This window comes from Streptomyces sp. NEAU-YJ-81 (genome assembly GCF_017592595.1).
GTDB classification, from domain to species: Bacteria; Actinomycetota; Actinomycetes; order Streptomycetales; family Streptomycetaceae; genus Streptomyces; species Streptomyces hygroscopicus_B.
In genome coordinates this window covers 406,888-424,447 of record NZ_JAGFNO010000002.1, presented here as the reverse complement: position 1 = coordinate 424,447, position 17,560 = coordinate 406,888, and the positions used below count along the sequence as shown (strand labels likewise).

18 protein-coding genes and 1 pseudogene are annotated in these 17,560 nt (G+C 70.5%); 12 read left to right on the top strand and 7 right to left on the bottom strand.

Translation table 11 applies throughout. The features are described 5' to 3' along the window. Positions 1 to 77: 77 nt before the first annotated feature. On the bottom strand, positions 78 to 695 hold the full coding sequence (locus J5X86_RS07455; RefSeq protein WP_240450676.1) for a TetR/AcrR family transcriptional regulator: 618 nt from the start codon (positions 693 to 695) through the stop codon (positions 78 to 80). A 133-nt stretch (positions 696 to 828) separates the two neighbouring features. Here J5X86_RS07455 and J5X86_RS07450 point away from each other — a divergent pair, with 133 nt between their 5' ends. Next, entirely contained in the window at positions 829 to 4,191 is a 3,363-nt protein-coding gene (locus J5X86_RS07450) for a S41 family peptidase (RefSeq protein WP_208515966.1), read from the top strand. Between the two features lie 106 nt (positions 4,192 to 4,297). Here the strand turns inward: J5X86_RS07450 and J5X86_RS07445 are convergent, their stop codons facing one another. From J5X86_RS07445 to J5X86_RS07430, 4 genes are all read right to left on the bottom strand, one after another. Continuing rightward, positions 4,298 to 4,651 carry a hypothetical protein gene (locus tag J5X86_RS07445; RefSeq protein WP_208515965.1) on the bottom strand — a complete coding sequence of 118 codons (354 nt, stop codon included), beginning with the start codon at positions 4,649 to 4,651 and terminating at the stop codon, positions 4,298 to 4,300. A 119-nt stretch (positions 4,652 to 4,770) separates the two neighbouring features. Then, a complete protein-coding gene (locus J5X86_RS07440; protein ID WP_208515964.1) occupies positions 4,771 to 5,676 on the bottom strand; it encodes an SDR family oxidoreductase in 906 nt (301 codons plus the stop codon). Then, entirely contained in the window at positions 5,673 to 6,623 is a 951-nt protein-coding gene (locus J5X86_RS07435; protein ID WP_208515963.1) for an alpha/beta fold hydrolase, read from the bottom strand. Before J5X86_RS07435 ends, J5X86_RS07440 begins: the two co-directional genes overlap by 4 nt. Further along, positions 6,620 to 8,149 carry an NAD(P)/FAD-dependent oxidoreductase gene (locus tag J5X86_RS07430; RefSeq protein WP_208516141.1) on the bottom strand — a complete coding sequence of 510 codons (1,530 nt, stop codon included), beginning with the start codon at positions 8,147 to 8,149 and terminating at the stop codon, positions 6,620 to 6,622. Before J5X86_RS07430 ends, J5X86_RS07435 begins: the two co-directional genes overlap by 4 nt. 188 nt (positions 8,150 to 8,337) lie before the next feature. On the opposite strand from J5X86_RS07430, the gene J5X86_RS07425 reads away from it, so the two are divergent. Then, positions 8,338 to 9,039, top strand: a complete 702-nt coding sequence (locus J5X86_RS07425; RefSeq protein ID WP_243979829.1) for a MerR family transcriptional regulator — start codon at positions 8,338 to 8,340, stop codon at positions 9,037 to 9,039. Between the two features lie 76 nt (positions 9,040 to 9,115). Here the strand turns inward: J5X86_RS07425 and J5X86_RS07420 are convergent. Further along, positions 9,116 to 9,259 (bottom strand): annotated as a pseudogene (locus J5X86_RS07420) (exodeoxyribonuclease III); the annotation flags it as partial. A gap of 28 nt (positions 9,260 to 9,287) precedes the next feature. Between J5X86_RS07420 and J5X86_RS07415 the strand changes: the two are divergent. From J5X86_RS07415 to J5X86_RS07370, 10 genes are all read left to right on the top strand, one after another. Next, positions 9,288 to 10,874, top strand: coding sequence for a recombinase family protein (locus J5X86_RS07415; protein WP_208515961.1), 1,587 nt, complete (start codon positions 9,288 to 9,290; stop codon positions 10,872 to 10,874). 100 nt (positions 10,875 to 10,974) lie between these two features. After that, positions 10,975 to 11,193, top strand: a complete 219-nt coding sequence (locus tag J5X86_RS07410; protein WP_208515960.1) for a hypothetical protein — start codon at positions 10,975 to 10,977, stop codon at positions 11,191 to 11,193. 1,131 nt (positions 11,194 to 12,324) lie between these two features. Next, the gene (locus J5X86_RS07405; protein WP_208515959.1) at positions 12,325 to 12,735 is read left to right on the top strand and encodes a hypothetical protein; all 411 of its coding nucleotides are present in this window, start codon (positions 12,325 to 12,327) and stop codon (positions 12,733 to 12,735) included. Continuing rightward, positions 12,732 to 13,265, top strand: a complete 534-nt coding sequence (locus J5X86_RS07400; RefSeq protein ID WP_208515958.1) for a hypothetical protein — start codon at positions 12,732 to 12,734, stop codon at positions 13,263 to 13,265. Before J5X86_RS07405 ends, J5X86_RS07400 begins: the two co-directional genes overlap by 4 nt. Positions 13,266 to 13,385: 120 nt before the next feature. Continuing rightward, entirely contained in the window at positions 13,386 to 13,592 is a 207-nt protein-coding gene (locus J5X86_RS07395; protein ID WP_208515957.1) for a hypothetical protein, read from the top strand. Further along, positions 13,592 to 13,888, top strand: coding sequence for a hypothetical protein (locus tag J5X86_RS07390; protein WP_208515956.1), 297 nt, complete (start codon positions 13,592 to 13,594; stop codon positions 13,886 to 13,888). The genes J5X86_RS07395 and J5X86_RS07390 overlap by 1 nt, the downstream gene beginning before the upstream one ends. A gap of 106 nt (positions 13,889 to 13,994) precedes the next feature. Then, positions 13,995 to 14,717: a hypothetical protein gene (locus J5X86_RS07385; protein ID WP_208515955.1), complete on the top strand. Its 723-nt coding sequence runs from the start codon at positions 13,995 to 13,997 to the stop codon at positions 14,715 to 14,717. A 72-nt stretch (positions 14,718 to 14,789) separates the two neighbouring features. Continuing rightward, positions 14,790 to 15,011: a hypothetical protein gene (locus tag J5X86_RS50470; RefSeq protein ID WP_243979660.1), complete on the top strand. Its 222-nt coding sequence runs from the start codon at positions 14,790 to 14,792 to the stop codon at positions 15,009 to 15,011. A gap of 199 nt (positions 15,012 to 15,210) precedes the next feature. Beyond that, entirely contained in the window at positions 15,211 to 15,582 is a 372-nt protein-coding gene (locus J5X86_RS07375) for a hypothetical protein (RefSeq protein WP_208515954.1), read from the top strand. Further along, the gene (locus J5X86_RS07370) at positions 15,572 to 15,793 is read left to right on the top strand and encodes a hypothetical protein (protein ID WP_208515953.1); all 222 of its coding nucleotides are present in this window, start codon (positions 15,572 to 15,574) and stop codon (positions 15,791 to 15,793) included. Before J5X86_RS07375 ends, J5X86_RS07370 begins: the two co-directional genes overlap by 11 nt. Positions 15,794 to 16,053: 260 nt before the next feature. Here the strand turns inward: J5X86_RS07370 and J5X86_RS07365 are convergent, their stop codons facing one another. After that, the gene (locus J5X86_RS07365) at positions 16,054 to 17,271 is read right to left on the bottom strand and encodes a helix-turn-helix transcriptional regulator (RefSeq protein ID WP_208515952.1); all 1,218 of its coding nucleotides are present in this window, start codon (positions 17,269 to 17,271) and stop codon (positions 16,054 to 16,056) included. Between the last annotated feature and the right edge of the window lie 289 nt (positions 17,272 to 17,560).

Here is a 17,560-nt window from a genome sequence, read left to right as displayed (position 1 = left end):
GAGCCGGCGACGAGAGCGGCGCGCCGGTCGGGGCCTTATGTGGCTGTGCGGGGAGGGAGGGAAGTGAGAGAGAAGGGCTACGCGGCGCCGAGCGCGGGGAGGATCACGGCGTCGATGTACTCCAGGAGATACGTCTGGTCCGGCTGCTTGTCCTCGACGAGCGCTCGGGTGAAGAACGCGCCGCACATCATGTGCATGACGTAGTTCAGAGCGGGCCGGTCCGGGGCGACTTCGCCCCGGTCGACGGCGCGCCTCAGCAGCGCGTGGAGCGCGTCGATCTCGGGGTAGATCAACAACTCTCGCAGGGCCTCATGAAGGTCCGGGTTGTCGTGGCTTGCGTGGGCGAGTCCCCTCATCAGCGCGGCATCCCGCTCGTGGGCGGTCTCCGAACACCGCGCGATCTCCCGCAGGTCCCCGCGGAGCGTTCCGGTGTCGACACCCTCGAGCAGAACGGGCTTGCTGTGCCGCAGCGCGGTCGCGACCAACTGCGGCTTGCCTTTCCACTGGCGGTAGAGCGTGGCCTTGCTGGAGTGCGTACGGGTCGCGACGGCGTCCATCGTCAGACCGTCGTACCCCACCTCGCCGAGCAGCTCCACCACCGCCTCGTACAACTCCCGCTCGCGCTCGGGGGAGAGTCGGCTGCGACGCACCCGGGCGGTGTCCCGGTCCTCCGTTGCCTGGTCCATGGCCGGCATGGCGTGTCGCCTCCCTCCGAACGAAACGGTTTCGTACTCCTCCAGCATAAGCGCGGCACTATCGAAACAGCACCGTTTCGCTCGTGGTCTAGGTCACAGAACCGAGTTGCTCCAAATGGCGTAGCTCGAAAACATGGGTGGGGTGGAGCCTTACGGAAGCGACGACGACCTGGCATACCTGCGATTTCCGCATCTGCACGGCGACTTGCTGTGCTTCGCGGCCGAGGACGATCTGTGGGTCGCCCCACTGACCGCTCCCGACGGGCCCCCGGGGCGGGCCTGGCGGCTGACCGTGGACCGTACGCGCGTGGGACCTGCCCGCTTCTCCCCCGACGGCTCCCAGATCGCGTTCACCACCTGGCGCAGCCTCGACCCGGAGATCTATCTCGTCCCCGCGGCCGGCGGCCCGGCCCGCCGGCTGACCTACTGGGGCAGTACGGACGCCCAGGTCTGCGGCTGGACCCCGCCGGACCAGGACGGCGTCTCCCAGATCCTCGCGGTCTCCTCCCATGAGCAGCCGTTCTCCCACTTCTCCTGGGCCTACACCCTGCCCACCGACGGCAGCCCCGGCGGACGACTGCCCTGGGGGCCGGTGGCCGATATCGCGGTGGCCGACCTCGACGGCGAGCGCCGCACCCTGCTGCTGACCGGCAAGCCGCCGCATGAGCCCGCCACCTGGAAGCGCTACCGGGGCGGTGCGACGGGGCGGCTGTGGCTGCACGGCACCCGGCTCGCGGAGGAGCTGAACGGCCATCTGGACGCGGCGATGTTCGTCGGCGGCCGGATCGCCTTCCTCTCCGACCACGAGGGCATCGGCAATCTCTACTCCTGTCTGCCCGACGGCACCGATCTGCGCCGCCACACCGACCACGCCGACTTCTACGCGCGCCACGCCTCGACCGATGGCTCCCGCGTCGTCTACCAGTGCGCGGGCGAGCTGTGGCTGGTGGACGACCTGGGCCCGGACGGCGTGCCGCGCAAGCTGGACGTACGGCTGGGCGGGGCGCGGACCGGGCGGCGGCCCTACCAGGTGCCGGCCGCCTCGCATATCGACTCGCTGTCGGTGGACACCACGGGCCGGGCCAGCGCGGTGTGCGTCCGCGGCAGCCTGTACTGGCTCACCCACCGCGACGGCCCCGCCCGCACCCTCGCCGACAGCCCGGGCGTCCGGGTGCGGCTGCCCGTGATGCTGGGCTCGACCGGCCGGGTCGCGTACCTCACCGACGCGGAGGGCGAGGACGCCATCGAGATCGCGCAGCTGCCCCGGGCCAGCGGCCCCGGCGAGCCACGCCGGCTGGCCGCCGGGCTGCTGGGGCGGGTGCATGAGCTGGAGTCCTCGCCGGACGGCGACCTGCTCGCGGTCGCCGCGGGCGACGGGCGGCTGCTGCTGGTGGACACCTCCGCCGACGGGGACGGCGAGGTCACCGAGCTGATCCGGTCGGACAACGGCCCGGCGGGCGACCTGGCCTTCTCCCCCGACTCGGGATGGCTCGCCTGGTCCCACCCCGGGATAGGCCGCACCCTGCGCTCGATCAAGATCGCGCGGCTGGCCGACCGGACCATAGTGGACGTGACCAACGGGCGGTTCGAGGACGAGGAGCCGGTCTTCACCAGCGACGGCCGCTATCTCGCCTTCCTCTCCTGGCGCGGCTTCGACCCGGTCTACGACGTGCACACCGGCGACCTCTCCTTCCCGCTGGGCTGCCGCCCCTATCTCGTACCGCTGTCCTCCGCCACCCCCTCGCCCTTCGCGCTGTCCCCCGAGGGGCGCCCGGCGGCGGGCGGGCTGGACCCGGACGACAGCGGGGACGACGGCGACGGCACGGTGACGGTCGAGGTGGAGGGGCTGGCCAGCCGGGTCACGGTCTTCCCGGTGTCCGCGTCCAAGTACTCCTCGCTGTACCCGGTCAGCGGCGGCGGACTGGTGTGGCTGCGCTGGCCGATCTCGGGCGCGCTCGGCGAGACGTTCGCCAACCCGGCCGAGACCTCGAGCCGCCCCACCCTGGAACACTTCGACCTGGCGAAGGCCAAACGGACCGAACTCACCAGTGAGCTGGACTGGTTCGCGGTCAGCGGCGACGGCACCCGGCTGGTGGCCTACGACGACGGCGATCTGCGCGCGATGCCCGCCACCGAGAGCGGCGACAGCGACTCCACGGTCCATCTCGACATGCGGCGGATCCAGCACACCGTCGATCCGGCGGCCGAGTGGCGGCAGGCGTACGACGAGGCCGGGCGCATCACCCGGCACTACTTCTGGGACCCGGGGATGTGCGGTGTCGACTGGGACGGGGTGCTCGACCAGTACCGTCCGCTGGTCGAACGGGTCGCCTCGCCCGACGAGTTCGCCGATCTGCTCCGCGAGACCCTCGGCGAGCTGGGCACCTCGCACGCCTACGTCGCCGCCGCGCGCCGCAACGAGGGTCCGCCCCACTACCAGCGCCCCATCGGACTGCTCGGCGCCAACCTCACCCGCACCAAGGACGGCCGGTGGGCGGTGGCCCGCATCCTGCCCGGTGAGTCCTCCGACTCCCGGGCCCGCTCGCCGCTGGCCGGTCTGGGCATCCGGGACGGCGCCGTCCTCACCCATGTCGACGGGCGCCCGGTGGACCCGGTGGCCGGTCCGTTCCCGCTGCTGACAGCCGGGGGCGGCACGACGGTGGAGCTGTCCTTCGAGCCGCCGGACGGCGAGGGTCCGGCGCGCCGGGTCGCGGTCTGCCCGCTGATCGACGACCGGCCGCTGCGCTACCAGGACTGGGTCGCCCAGCGCCGTGCCGTGGTGCGGGAGTTGAGCGGCGGGCGGTGCGGCTATCTCCACATCCCCGACATGGGCGGCTCGGGCTGGGCGCAGTTCAACCGCGATCTGCGTCGCGAGATGTCGCTGCCCGCGCTGATCGTGGACGTCCGGGGCAACGCGGGCGGCAACATCAGCGAGCTGGTGGTGGAGAAGCTCACCCGCAAGGTCATGGGCTGGGACCTCACCCGCAACGCCGAGCCCGTGTCGTACTCCAGCAACGCGCCGCGCGGGCCGATCGTCGCGGTCGCCGACGAGGCGACCTCCTCCGACGGCGACATGATCACCGCGGCCTTCAAGATCCAGGGCATCGGGCCGGTGGTGGGGCTGCGCACCTGGGGCGGGGTGGTCGGGATGACCGGCCGTCACCGCCTCGGCGACGGCACGTCGATCACGGTGCCGATGAACGCCGCGTGGTTCGACGCCTACGGCTGGGGCGTGGAGAACCACGGTGTGGAGCCGGACATCGAGGCGCCGCGCTCCCCCGTGGACTGGGCGGAGGGCCGCGCTCCGCAGCTCGGGGTCGCCGTCCGTACGGCGCTCGATCTGCTGGAGCGGCATCCGGCCGCGACCCCGCCGGACTACTCGGACGTGCCCGATCTGCGCCGACCCCAACTGCCGCCGCGCAAGGGAAGTAAGCCGCCGCGCAAGGGAAGTAAGTCCTCGCGCAAGGGAAGTAAGGCGCCCCGCAAGGGGAAGTGAGCGCTTCCACCGGGAGGCCGGGGCAGGAGCTGCGCCGGGCACAGACAGGCGCAGGGGCGCATTCCCATGGTCGACCATGGGGATGCGCCCCTCCGGCCCTGGCGCGTCACATCTCTTCGAAGGGCTCCTGGTCCATCGTCTCGTCGCCCATGCCCGGCTGACGGCGCTCACGGCTCATCCGCTGGGACTGCCCGCGGGCCTCCGGCCGGTCCTGCTGGCCACTGCGCTGCTCCTGCCCCGGCTCCCGGCGGGAGCGCTCCTCCATACGCTCACCGGACTGCGCACGGTCACCGGACTGCGCACGGTCACCGGGCTGCGCGCGGTCACCGGACTGCGGCCGCTCGCCGGACTGCATGCGCTCGCCGGGCTGCTGGCCGCGCCGCGGCTCCTGGCTCCGCCCGCCCTGCGGCTTCCGCTTGGCCTGCTGGCCCTTGTCTTTCGGCTGGTCCTTGGGGCCCATGTGTCACTCCTCATCGGGTGAATGGCGTCGGGCCCGACAAGAGTTACATGTGCCGACTTTCTCCGCATTTCGGATCGGAGGAGCCGACGAAAGCGCAGGTCAGCGCGGTTGACAGAGCGTTACTGGTGACGCTGCGTGCCCGCCGTGCGCGCCTTCTCGTCCGCCGCGCCGCCCTCGCCCACCAGACCGCCCCGCCCCTCCCGGGTCGCCGCCAGCCTCGGTTCGGCACGGCGCATCTCGCGCCGCCCCACGGCGTGGATGAACGCGGGCAGATAGCCGCGCACCGACTGCATACCGCGCAGCCACCACTGCGCGTACACATGCGCCGACCGGCGCTCGATGCCTGCCACCAGCCGGTCCACCGCCGGGCCCAGCGGATAGGTGCGGCCCGCGGGCCAGGGCAGCCGCTGCCGCAGCTCGCGCATCACCTCGTCCTGGTCGGCGCCGCGCACCATATCGGTGTCCGTCCAGCTCAGATAGCCCACGCCGACCCACACCCCACGGTGGCCCACCTCGGCCCGCAGACTGTGGGCGAACGCCTCGACCCCGGACTTGGACGCGCAGTACGCCGTCATCATGGGCGCGGGCGCGAGCGCGGCGAGCGAGGCGATCTGCAGCAGATAGCCGCGGCTGGCGGTCAGCGCGGGCAGGAAGGCGCGGGCCGTGGTGACGCTGCCCATCAGATTGACCTCGATCACCCGCCGCCAGGCCGTCTCGTCGGAGTCGAGGAACGGACCGGCCTGGGCCACACCAGCGTTGGCACAGACGATGTCCACCGCGCCGAACCGCTCCACGACCTCCCCCGCCACCCGCGCCATCGCCTCGGCATCGGTGACATCGGCGTGCCAGTGGGCGGAGTCGGTCGGCAGCCGCTTCGCGACCCGCTTCAGCTCCTCGGGCTCCAGGCCCACCAGCGCGACCTTCGCGCCGCGTGCGGAGAGCTTGCGCGCGAGCAGCTCGCCGACGCCCCGCGCCGCGCCCGTCACCACCGCGACCTGGCCCTCAAGGCTCCTGCGCGCACTCATGTCGTCTGCTCCTTCGCTTCGGCTGTTGCTGTCGGTTGAGACGTCCCGAACTCCTCGACCAGGCCGCGGATCACGCCGGTGACCGCCTCGGGGTCCTCCACCGGGGTCATATGGCCGAGCCCCGGAAGCTCGATGAGGCCGGTGCAGTGCGGCAGCGCGGCGGCCAGGGCATCGGCGTGCTCGGGCGGGGTGAGCCGGTCGGCGGTGCCGACGATGACGGCCGTGGGCATGGTCAGTTCGCCGACGCGCGCCTCCAGTTCGAGGTCGAGCAGGACGCGGCCCCATCCGGCGCGTACGGCGCGGGGGCAGGCGTGCAGGATCCGCGCGCACATGTCCACCGCGGCCGGGTCGGCGCCGGGGCCCATCGTGGCGTACCGCACCAGCCGCTTGGCGAGCGGGGTGACCGGGCCAAGGGGGGCGCGTGAGCCGAGGAGCACGCGGTGCACCCGCGCCCGTGCCCGCGGGGAGCGCAGCGGCACCACCCGCGACCGGTCCACCAGCCGTGAGGCGCCCGTACTGCACAGCACCACGGCGGCCGCGCGCTCGCGCAGCGCGGGGCGGTCGGCCGCGGTCATCAGCGTCATCCCGCCCATGGAGTGGCCCGCCAGCACGGCTCGCCGACCGGGCGGAAGGGTCGCTTCCAGCACCGCCACCAGGTCGTCGGCCAGGGCGTGGGTGCTGTAGCCGCCGGGCCCCGGGGCCGGGCTGCGGCCATGGCCGCGCTGGTCGTAGACGATCACCCGGTGGTCGGCCGAGAGGGCGCGCACCACCGGCGCCCAGAAGGCCGTGGAGCAGACCCAGCCGTGCGCGAGCAGGACCGCCGGGGCGCCCTCGGGGCCGTGCAGCTCCGTGTGGAGCCGGCTCCCGTCGGCCGAGACGACCGTCAACTCGCGCTCCGGGACGGGCGGGGCGTACGGCCCGACGGTCGGAGAAGGAAGCCGCCTCACCGCGATCCCCTCCCCGCACCCGCCGTGGACACCGTGGCCTTGACGGGCCCGGTGTGCGGCCGCAGCACCGTGTATTCGGCGAGGTCCACGCGCCGGGTGACCTTCCGCAGCTCGCTGGTCGTCCCGGGCCACAGGGTGGTGTTGCGGCCGTTGTCGAGGTACCAGCTGTCGCAACCGCCGGTGTTCCACACCGTGCGCCGCATCCGTTCCTGGATCATGTCCGTGTACGCCCGCACCGCGGACGGCCGGGCGTCCAGCGCGACCTTGCCGCCCAGGGTGTCCAACTGGCGCAGATAGTCGGCCATATAGGCCAGCTGCGCCTCTATGACGAGGATCATCGAGCTGTTCCCGAGGCCCGTGTTGGGCCCGATGATGGTCAGGAAGTTGGGGAAGCCCGCCGGGCTGGTGCCGCGCAGCGCCTCCATCCCGCCCTTCCATTCCTCCGCGAGCGTCGTCCCGCGCGCCCCGGTCACCCGCTGCGCAATGGGGACGTCGGTCACATGGAAGCCGGTGCCGAAGATGATCGCGTCGGCCTCGGTCTCGGAGCCGTCGGCACCGACGAGGGTGGCGCCACGCACCTCCTTCAGCCCGGCCGGGACCACGTCCACATGCGGCTGGGCGAGCGCCGGATAGTAGTCGTTGGAAAGCAGGATGCGCTTGCAGCCGATGCGGTAGTCCGGGGTCAGCGCCGCCCGCCGCGCCGGGTCCTTGATGGCCCGTCGCAAATGCGCACCGGCCAGCCGCTCGACGAACCGCATCTCGCCCGGCCGCTTGGTGAACGCCCCCACCTGCAGCTCCCGGATACCCCACAGCACCCCGCGGCGCAGCGCCCGGGTGGCCGGGATCCTTGAGTGCAGCCATCGCTCCAGGCCGCTGATCCGGCGGTCCATCCGCGGCAGCACCCAGGGCGGGGTGCGCTGGAAGAGGGTGAGCCGGCCGACCTCGCGCTGGATGGCGGGGACGATCTGTATGGCCGAGGCGCCGGTGCCGATCATCGCCACGCGCTTGCCGCGCAGATCGGCGGTGTGGTCCCAGCGCGCGGAGTGGAAGACGGCGCCGGGGAAGCCGTCGAGCCCGGGAATGTCCGGGATCCGGGGGTCGGCGAGCGGACCGGTGGCGCTGACCACGACATCGGCGGTCAGCGAGCCTCGCACCGTCTCCACCTCCCAGTGCACCGCCGCGGAGTCCCAGCGCAGGGACCGCACTTCGGCGCCGAAGCGGAGGTGCGGCCGCAGCCCGAAGGTGCCGGCGACCCGCTCCAGATACGCGCGGATATGCGGCTGGCCGGAGAAGTTCCGGGGCCAGTCGGGGTTGGGCGCGAAGGAGAACGAATACAGATGCGACGGGACATCGCAGGCGCACCCCGGATAGGTGTTGTCCCGCCAGGCCCCGCCGACCGCCTCCGCCCGCTCCAGGACCACGAAATCCGTGATGCCCGCGCGGCGCAGCCGCACCGCCGCTCCCAGACCGCCGAATCCGGCTCCGATCACCGCCACCCGCACATGCTCATGCGTCAGCCCAGCCATGCCGCCGCCTCCCACGAACGCGAATACGACCGTGCCAGCAATCACTGGCACGATGGGAGCGTAGGACAGGGATCTACCGAGCGGTAGGGGCTGTGGACAACGAAGTTACCGCCGGTCGCACCCGACCGGCCGCGGCATAGGCTTCAGTTGTGGCGACGAGCGAAGCGGACGAGGTACGCGAGTACCGCATGCCGGAACTGGCCGAGAAGGCCGGGATCACCGTGCGCACCCTGCGCTTCTACCGGGAGCGCAAGCTGATCCCGCCACCGCGCCGCGACGGCCGGATCGCCTGGTACAACGACCACCATCTGGCCCGGCTGCGGACGATCGCGGGGCTACTGGAGCGCGGCCACACCCTCGGCGGAATAGCCGAGTTGATCGCCGCCTTCGAAAGCGGCCGCCGGGACGTCGGCGAGCTGCTCGGGCTGCCCGGCGCGGCCCCCTCCTGGCCCTCGGAGACCCCGGTCCGGCTCACCCCCGAGGCGCTCGCGGACTACTTCCATGGCGAGGTCACCCCGGAGAACCTCACCACCTCGCTCGACCTCGGCTATCTGGCCGTCGACGGCGACGAGATCGTCCACCTCAGCCGCCGCCTGCTGGACGTCTCACACACCCTGGTCGAACAGGGCATCCCGCTGGCCGCGGTGCTCGCCGCGGGGCGCGAGGTGCGTGAGCATGTGGACGCGATCGCCGAGACCTTCGTCACACTGCTGCGCACCCATGCGGCGGCGGACGCCCTGGAGCGCGGCGAGGACGTACGCGAGACCGTGGAGCGGCTGCGGCCGCTGGCCACGAGCGTGGTGGACGCCGAGCTGACGATGGCCATGAACCGCCGCATGCGGGCGGAGATGGACGAGACGCCACCCGGCGGCGACTCCGGGAATCAGTGAGCCCACTGAGGTCGGCGAGCCGACGGGACCAGTCGCCGGACGTCAGCAAGCCCACGAGACCAGTGCCCCGCGAAGGTCAGTGAGCCGAGCCGTAGGCCACTGTCACCGGGGCGTGGTCACTCCACCGCTGGTCGTAGGCGGGCGCCCGCTCCACGACCGCCTTGACCGCGCGCCCGGCGAGTCCTGGGGTGGCGATCCGGTAGTCGATGCGCCATCCGGTCGAAACAGATTCCAGTACGCTCCCCGACATGACGAACCAACTGCGGGCGCTGAGCGCCATCCGACTGTCCGTCAGAACGGATGAAACGACGTCACCAGGCCGTCAGCGCGCTGCCAACTCCAACGAAGCCGCACGCCGTGGCGCCGTCGTCGTCGGCGAAGCGGAGGACCTGGACGTCTCAGCGACGAAGACGACGCCGTTCAACCGGCCGGAGCTGGGCGCCTGGCTGGCCCGCCCAGACGAGTTCGACATGATCATCTGGTGGCGTATGGACCGCGCAGTCCGATCCATGGCGGACATGGCGGAGCTGGGCCGCTGGGCGAAGGACCACGGAAAGCTCCTGGTGTTCGCTGAAGGTCCGGGAGGCGCACCGCTAGAGCTGGACATGCGGACCGTGTCACCCGTGTCGGAGCTCATCATGATGATGCTGGCCTTCAGTGCGCAGATGGAGGCCCTGGCCATCAAGGAGCGCGTGACCGGCGCCATGGCTGCTCTCCGCACACAAGGCCGATACTCCGGCGGCCTGGTCCCGTACGGGTACGGGAAGGTGAAGAACCCTGATGGCGAAGGCTTCAAGCTGGCTCCCGACCCGGAGGCCGTGAAAGTCCTGTCCGGCATCATCCGGGACGTCCTGGAGGGACAGTCCCTGACCGCCGTCGCCATGGCGCTGAACGAGAACGGCGTACCCGTACCCAGGGACTACCAGGCCATCAAGGCAGGCCGCGAGCCAGGCGGGACAAGGCGAGGCAACAAGATCGAACGCTTCCGCTGGACAGCGGGGACCATGTCGAAGGTCCTCCGCTCCCCTGCCCTGATGGGATACCGCATCCACCAGGGGAAACCCGTCCGCGACCGCGACGGAAACCCGGTCCTGATCGGGGAGCCTGTCCTGACGCGAGAGGAGTTCGAGACCCTCCAGGACCATCTCTCCACTCTGACGCCCCAGAAGAACCGCACCCGCAAGGACACCCGGGCCATGCTCCTGGGCGTCGCAAAGTGCCGTGGCTGCGGCGGGAATCTTTACCTGTCGAAGCGGGTCGGAGGCAGTGACTACAACTGCCGTGCGACGGCCCGGGGCGAACGCTGCCAGGCCCCCGCTGGCATCCGCGCTGACTGGCTGGAGAAGTACGTGGAGGAGGAGTTCCTGGCCCGCCTCGGACACTTCCAGATGACGAAGGTCATCACGCACAAGGGGTACGACCCGACCCCGGAACTGCGAGAGGTAGAGGAGGAGCTGAGGGCGCTCTACGCGGAGAAGGAGAGTCGCAAGTCCCGGACTGGCCGGATGATCTGGCAAGAGGAGGTAGACGCCTTGGAGCGGCGTGCGGAGTCCCTGGAGGCGACTCCCCGGACAGAGGCCCGGACAGAGGTCGTAGAGACAGGCGAGACGTACGCCAGCTTCTGGGCTCGGCATGACGCCCCTGGCCGCCGCCAGCTCCTCCTAGACGCTGGCGCACGCGTGACCGTGGCTAAGGGCCGTTCAGGCGGAGGGGCTGAGCGGCTGAAGGGCCCGGCCCCAGAGCGGCTGGCGTTCACGATCGGCGCGCACGACGACCCGTACGCAGCGGCTCTGGAAGCCGTGGAAGAGGAGGAGCGCGCGTCCCGTCTCGGCTGAGCCGACGACAGCACCACACATTCAGTAGGCGCCGGTCCGGACATCAACTTGCCGGAAGAGACCGGACCGGCGTCCGCCCTTAAGCGGAAGGACCATCGTAATGTCCGAGACCCGTACCCACCTCCAGGAGCTGGCCGCGCTCCAGCGCCAGGCGTCCCTCCTCTGGTCCCAGATCCTGGGCGGCCAGGACACGCCCCTTCTCCGCGAACGCGTAATGCGTCTGGAGACGATCCAGGCCGCGCTCCTGTGGGAGGCGCCCCAGATGCTGGCCGCGTGCGGATCGTGCGGCCGAGCGCCGGAGGCGTTGCCCGCCGCGTGAAGGAGGCGCCGCCAGCGGCGGAGGAGTGACTGGGGGGGTCGGCCCGATGGGGTCGGCCCCCTTCTGCGTTGTGGGGCTGGTCACTCCCGGGGGTACAACGCGATGGCCCGTCACATTCCATCTCAGCGTGGAGGAGAGGGCCGCACCCCCTCTGAGCTGGGAAAACAGCGCAAGAGTAGTATTTTTTGTTACGTAACTTGAAGAACAACTGCGCGGTCCTAATACCTGGTCCTCTGTGGTGCTCAGCTTCTTCGGGCTTATCCCCTAAAGGTCGACGGTCCTCGCGTTCCGTAACACAGCTCAGGACAGCGCCCGCGTCGCCCCCCTCCGCCGCCTCCGGCCAGCTCCCGCCAGCCTGGCCCAGGAAGCGCCACACGCCCGCCTGACGACCCCTTGGCCGCTCCAGGCCCTGGGGGCTCCGTGTGACTCTCAGGCCCTCCAGCGCCCGCGTATGCGGCTTCGACCGGGAGCCTGGCCCCCGCCTTCGTGAACGCACCATGGCCGCCTGACCCGCGTCTGCCTCCAGCCTGGCCCCGCGTCGCATGCCTCTGTCGCTGCCTCCGCTGTCCTGCCGCCGACCTGCACCACGTCTGCCGTTCACGGTCACGAGGGCGGCTCGAATCGGGAGAGGCCCGCACCTGTAAGGGAGCGAGGCAAGAACGCTCCGGCGCCTTCTCACATCCTCACCGGTCAGTAGGGAAGGCACTTCGCGTGCCTCCGTACGGCCGTCTGCGATCACAGGCCGTCCACTTGCTTGGCCTCTGGTCAGCGCCCCCGGAATCGCAGCCGGGCGGAGCGCGACCGGAGGCCATTTCTACTTCCTGGGGTCACACCCAGGGAGGCCATCGAGGGGTCGATGGTGACGCTTCGGCGTCCACGCCCCCGGTCGCTCACTTGCGCGGCTGGCCGGGGGCGCCCCTCCTCCTTCTTCCGTCTCCAGCGCGTAGGCCCACCACGCTGACGCGCTCCCTCAGTCTCCGGCCCGGACGCCGGTACCAACGTCCGAACCCTCTCCCTGGCCGATGCGGTTGGAGGAGCGACAGTCACGCGCCTGTGGTGGGCCCGCGTACCTGTCGTTCCCCCTGCCGCGTCGGCCTTCGCCATTTCACGATCAAGGAGGCCCACCACCTCATGACCACGTACGAGACACATTGCGGCGGCTGCGACGCACCGCTGACCGGCCGTCAGCGCCAGTGGTGCTCCGACGCATGCCGTCTGAGGCAGTACGGCAAGCCGCTGGCCCTCCGTGACTGCCGCCTCTGCGGCCAGCCCTTCCAGCCGATCAACGCCCGTCAGCGCGTCTGCCGCTACGGCGTGGACAACGAGCGCGGGGACGCGTGCTTCGACGCCCAGGAGGCCGCAGAGGAACACGAGGACGACGTCGTCAACTACTGGCGCGAAGTCCGTGACTCCGCCGTGTGTGAGGGCCCGACGTGTACGGCAGAGATCCCGTACGCGGGCAGTGGCCGTCCGAAGCGCTTCTGTTCCGCCCGATGCCGTGTCGCTGCCAACCGCGCCGCGAAGAAGGGGGCTGCCAAGTGAGTGCCGACACCGCTACCGCAGTCACGTCCATCGTGAACGCTCTCCGCCAGGAGGGGTACGGCTGGGTCATGAGTCAGCGCGCCTGGCTCCACGGTGAGCGCATCGACCCCGACGGGGTCCGCGCCGCTGCCATCGGCAAGGCCAGTGCCCAGGGCCTCCGCCCGACTGGCCGCCTGATCGGGGCAGTCATGAACCTTTGTGTCAACGTGCCGGAGAGTCGTCCCGCGCCGGAGCCGGAGCCTGCCGACCTGGCCCTTCCGGTCCCCTCCACGGAGGACCTGGCCCAGGACGCCGCGTACATGGTGGACCTGTTCTTCATGTTCTCCCTGGCCTTCACGCCGGAGCCCTGGGCGTTCACGAACGACGACGTGAACTGTGCCGCGCTTCCCGCCGACATCCGGCGCACCTGCTACCGCGCTGGCCTGACCGTCGCTGCTGGACACGGTGTACCTGACCGGGCCCCAACGATGCGCCAGGTAGCAAACGCCCTGATCCGTCGCATGGCCCGCGAAAGCCGAATCAAGCGCTGACGCTCCCCTGGTCCGTCCCTCCGTGGGGCGGGCCTTCGGGGGGGGGTGCCAGGCGCCTCAACTGGGGCGCCTACCTGTTGAACGGACACCACCGTGAACGCCTCCCCTTCCCCTGCCGACATGCCGCCCCGCACTCCTTCACCGGACGCCCTCCAGCGCCAGACGATCCGCGATCTGATCACGGGCACGGCCCTGAAGCTGTCCGCCTCCGCAGACATCGACCTGGACGGCCTGGAGGTCCTGGCCAAGATCCTGGACGCTCAGACGCGGGCCCAGGAGGCGAACCTTCGCCGGACCCAGTTCTACGCCGCGAAGGGTGACCGCTGATGGGCCGCGCGTCGGCCCCTCTGGGCACTGAGGACGCACCATTTATCGAGCCGCTGTCTGCGGTTCTGGCTGACGTTCTGGAACCGGACCCTGACGGGTCGGTCCTGGTGATCGGCCTTCACAAGATTGTGCTGTCTGTGATGCATCGCCGCTTCGGCCACGGCGTCCCGATCAGCACCCTGAAACGGGTCCTTCGTGCGACTGGCCTGGTCGTCCGCGCCCCGAATGGCGAAGACAGCCGCGTGTATGGCGTCAACGTCAAGCCGTACCAGTCGGGCGCCCCAGAGGCTGCCTGACGCCCTCTCTCGCCTCCCTGGCATCCGAAACGTCCAGGGAGGCCCAGCCAGCGGCTCAGACGGCCGCCTGGCCCCGTACATCACTACCTCCCGAATGGAGATCCTCGTGTCTGAGACCAACACCTTCCGTGCCATTGACGCTGGCGCTGCACAGTCCGTGGCTGACACCGCGTCCCGCTTCCTGTCTGAGTTCAGCGCCGCCGCCCCGCGTGGCTACGAGATGGGCGCCGATATCCGGGGCCTGGTCAACAACCTGACCAACACGGTGTCGGGGACGATATCGCTGGCTGCCCAGGCTGGCCGCGAGTCTGCCGCGATCCTCGCGGACGACACCCTGTACCCGGAGGGCCGTAGCCGCCTCGCCCGTGAGGCGAAGGAGTCGGCGCGCGCCAAGGTTGCGGAGGCGGACGCCGCCTTCGATGTGAAGTACACCGTCGCGGAGGCGGCCCTCTACCAGGCGGCCCGCCCGGTCGTCCCGAAGGCGGAGACGGCCAGCGCCCGCATGGATGCCCAGATGCTCCTCGACGGCGCGCTGAACCGTAAGGACGTCTCGATCTCCCGGGTCCTCCAGCGGCTGGCCGGTCGACAGGACGCAGTCGGCGCCCTGGTCTCGTCGGACTGGCTGGAGGACTACGCCGTGGCGCGCGGCATCGACACCGAAATCCTGGAGCCTGCCAAGGTCCTGATCCAACATTCGGCGCTGGAGGGCGCGGCCAAGTCGGGGGACCCGGAGCGGTCCGCCGCCGCCCGTGCCGCGCTGGCCCTCCGTTCGCTGCGGCAGGCGCAGACATCCGCCCGCGCCTTCGCCCGGCTGACCCTCGGACGCTGATCGTCAACTCACCTTCGGGGTCTGGGTAGTTCACGCGCCTAGGCCCCGCCCTGGCCCCTGAAGGAGGCCCGCATGAAGGTGCGTGTCGGCATGGGCCGCCGCTTGCTGGGCGGCCAGGTCCACGATCCTGGCGACGCCCAGCCTGACGCCCGATTCGTGGATCACGTCGATGGCCTGGGCCCGCTGGGTCCGCGTGGTCACGACTGGGCGAACCTGCGAGCGATGACGAAGGCGCACCACTCACGCGAGACAGCGAAGGCTCAGCCCGGAGGCTGGAACGACCGCACTTCGTGACGCTGTGACATTTCCGCAGGTCAGAGGCTTACAGGGACTCGCCGGCCTGACCTTTCCGCAGGTCAGGGCCCTGGGGGGTGACCCCTTCGAGGTAGGGGGCTCCGAACGCGAGGGAGGTCTCTGCCCAGTTTGCAGAGCGTACGACCCCAACGACGACCGTCTACGGACACACTCCGTGACACGAAAGGAGGCCCCGACCATGGGCCGACCCCGTAACCCGTCCGCGCCGTACTCCCGCTTCCGGAGCGGTGCCGCGTCCCCGGCGACGAAGGCCGTGGTCCTCCCGCCGGAATGCCCGTACGACCCGCCGCCCGTGCCCGCGTACGTCGACTGGGACGACGACCAGCGCGCCCGCTGGGACGACCTCTGGAAGTCCCCCCAGGCCACGATGTGGGACCAGTCCGCCGCCGTCGTGGTCGCCGTCCTGGTGACGTACGAACGCGCCATCCTGACCGGCTCCGCGTCGGCCTGGCAGGCGCAGGAGTGGCGCTACGCAACGACCGCGCTGGGCCTGACGCCCGAAGCGCTTCAGAAGCTCAACTGGACGATCGGAGATGGCAATGACAACTGACCGCCGCGCCCAGCGCGCCGCACGCCTGGACGCCGCGCGCCAGGCTGAGAACCCAACTCCGGTCGACCCGAACGCGTGGCTGGCCGCCCTCAGCGACGCGGAGCTACGCGCCTGGTGGGCCGAACATGCCCCGCTGGCGTGGGAGTTCTACAAGACGCTTCCGATCCGCGTCCGGGTCCGGCTGTCCCAGTTGGAGGACGCACGATCGTGAACGCTGTCCGTCGTCTGGCCGCCGACGCTGTCCGCTGTCCGGCCTGAAGGTGGCCAGGCGCAATGCCTGTCCACGCTCCTGGTCTGCGGGTTGTCCGCGCTGTCCGGGCCCGCAATGGGCCTGGCCGCGTCCTGGCCGCCGTCTGAGTTCACGATGTCCGCGCTGGCCGGCCCGCCGTGTCCGCGCTGGCCACTGTGTCCGGCCATGTGAAGGCCCCGACCGCTTCCCTGTCCGGGAGGTGGCCGGGGCCTTTCGTGCGTTCAGGCGGCCTGGTGTTCGGCCAGGAGCGCGGCCACTTCCGGTACGTCCGCGTAGTCCCCCAGGCGCCGCAGGATGACCCGGACCCGCTCCGCCGTCCTCTCGGACGCGACGTCGGACGAAATGCTGATGACGCGCCCCGCGACGGCCGCCGCCTCTTCTGGCTCGTTCGCGTCAGCCAGCGCCACGGCCAACCACGAGAGGTACAGCGCCATTTCACGCGTGTGTGTCGCGTCGTACCCGCCGAGGACCTCCCGAAGGAGAGGCACAGCGCGGAGGGGCTTGTGTAGTTCCGTGTAGACCCTGGACTCCATGACACGTAGTTCGCCAGCGTCGACCCAGTACAGGTACGCAGGGGACTCCGTCCCTGGATTGACCTCGCTGAGTGAGTGCCCGGCTTCCCCCAGCGCGCGCATGGCCCGCTGCCCGTTCTCCGTCCCGCCTGCCTTCGTGTGCGCCCAGGCGACGCGGTCCAGGTACAGCGCCCGTGCTTTCGCTGGGGCGTCCGGTCCCGCGTCGTGCAGCGCAGCTTGGGCCAGGGTCACGCCTTCGGCCTCACGGCCCGTGTTGCTGAACTGGTAGGCGAGTGACCCAGCAATATTGCCTGCCAGCGTGTGGTCCTCCGCCTGCCTTGCCGCGCTGATCCCCAACCTGTAGATCCGCTCAGCTTCGTCGTGCTGTCCGGCGTCGCTCGCAATCCATCCCGCGATCTGTGACAACTCGCCAATTTGACACAGGAGTTGATCTCCAACGTCGCCGCTGTACGTGCTCTCCCGGTAGAGGCTCACGGCGCGTCGGAGGTCACGCAGTGCGGGACGGATCAGGTCCCCACCTGCCAACACGTCATCAGCTAACCGGAGTCCGTGTACGCGCCGCTGAAGGTCACCCACGTCTCCCATGCCGATCCGGCGTCCGGGGCGCACCTCCAGCGGACTTAGTGGGTCGCCTCCGGGAAGGAAGTCAGCGAGCGTCGGCAGCGGAGTTTCGGCTGGAGCCTCTGGCGTCATGACTTCGTCCACCGGCACGCCGAAGGCCGCAGCGATGAACGGTAGCCATTCGCGCGGCTTGCGCTTCCCGTTCTCCCACCGGCTGACCTCCTGGCGCCCGACAGGGTCTCCCTGAACGCGGGCGGCTCGGCATACTTCGCGCGCTAGGTGTGCCTGACTCCATCCACGCTCTTCGCGAAGGCGCTTGATGTTGGCCCCGATGACGCTGGTCATTCCCCCATTCTGGCCGACAGTTGGCCGACAGTAGGCCGCTATGCAGTCACTCAATGGGGCGGAAACGTGAGGAGAGCAGCAAGGACCCCCGCACCGGGGCGAACCGGCCGGGGGCATGGTCACGCTGAATAGGAGCGCAACGAATGCAGGCTACCCGCCTACGTCTACTGCCATGGCCAGGGCCGAACGGCAAACCCGCGTACACACCGGATGACTCCCCCAACAGCCGGATTGCCCGGTTAGCCGATCGCGTCGAAGCTCAACAGCTCGCCACGGCAGAGGCTGTTCT

Excerpts from the sequence above, each read along its gene's own strand:
- J5X86_RS07405 (WP_208515959.1), top strand. The coding sequence starts at position 12,325 with ATGACCACGTACGAGACACATTGCGGCGGCTGCGACGCACCGCTGACC.
- J5X86_RS07425 (WP_243979829.1), top strand. The coding sequence starts at position 8,338 with ATGCCGGAACTGGCCGAGAAGGCCGGGATCACCGTGCGCACCCTGCGC.
- J5X86_RS07440 (WP_208515964.1), bottom strand. The coding sequence starts at position 5,676 with ATGAGTGCGCGCAGGAGCCTTGAGGGCCAGGTCGCGGTGGTGACGGGC.
- J5X86_RS07370 (WP_208515953.1), top strand. The coding sequence starts at position 15,572 with ATGACAACTGACCGCCGCGCCCAGCGCGCCGCACGCCTGGACGCCGCG.
- J5X86_RS07365 (WP_208515952.1), bottom strand. The coding sequence starts at position 17,271 with ATGACCAGCGTCATCGGGGCCAACATCAAGCGCCTTCGCGAAGAGCGT.
- J5X86_RS07410 (WP_208515960.1), top strand. The coding sequence starts at position 10,975 with ATGTCCGAGACCCGTACCCACCTCCAGGAGCTGGCCGCGCTCCAGCGC.
- J5X86_RS07445 (WP_208515965.1), bottom strand. The coding sequence starts at position 4,651 with ATGGGCCCCAAGGACCAGCCGAAAGACAAGGGCCAGCAGGCCAAGCGG.
- J5X86_RS07430 (WP_208516141.1), bottom strand. The coding sequence starts at position 8,149 with ATGGCTGGGCTGACGCATGAGCATGTGCGGGTGGCGGTGATCGGAGCC.
- J5X86_RS07450 (WP_208515966.1), top strand. The coding sequence starts at position 829 with ATGGGTGGGGTGGAGCCTTACGGAAGCGACGACGACCTGGCATACCTG.
- J5X86_RS07375 (WP_208515954.1), top strand. The coding sequence starts at position 15,211 with ATGGGCCGACCCCGTAACCCGTCCGCGCCGTACTCCCGCTTCCGGAGC.
- J5X86_RS07390 (WP_208515956.1), top strand. The coding sequence starts at position 13,592 with ATGGGCCGCGCGTCGGCCCCTCTGGGCACTGAGGACGCACCATTTATC.
- J5X86_RS07455 (WP_240450676.1), bottom strand. The coding sequence starts at position 695 with ATGCCGGCCATGGACCAGGCAACGGAGGACCGGGACACCGCCCGGGTG.
- J5X86_RS07395 (WP_208515957.1), top strand. The coding sequence starts at position 13,386 with ATGCCGCCCCGCACTCCTTCACCGGACGCCCTCCAGCGCCAGACGATC.
- J5X86_RS50470 (WP_243979660.1), top strand. The coding sequence starts at position 14,790 with ATGAAGGTGCGTGTCGGCATGGGCCGCCGCTTGCTGGGCGGCCAGGTC.
- J5X86_RS07415 (WP_208515961.1), top strand. The coding sequence starts at position 9,288 with ATGACGAACCAACTGCGGGCGCTGAGCGCCATCCGACTGTCCGTCAGA.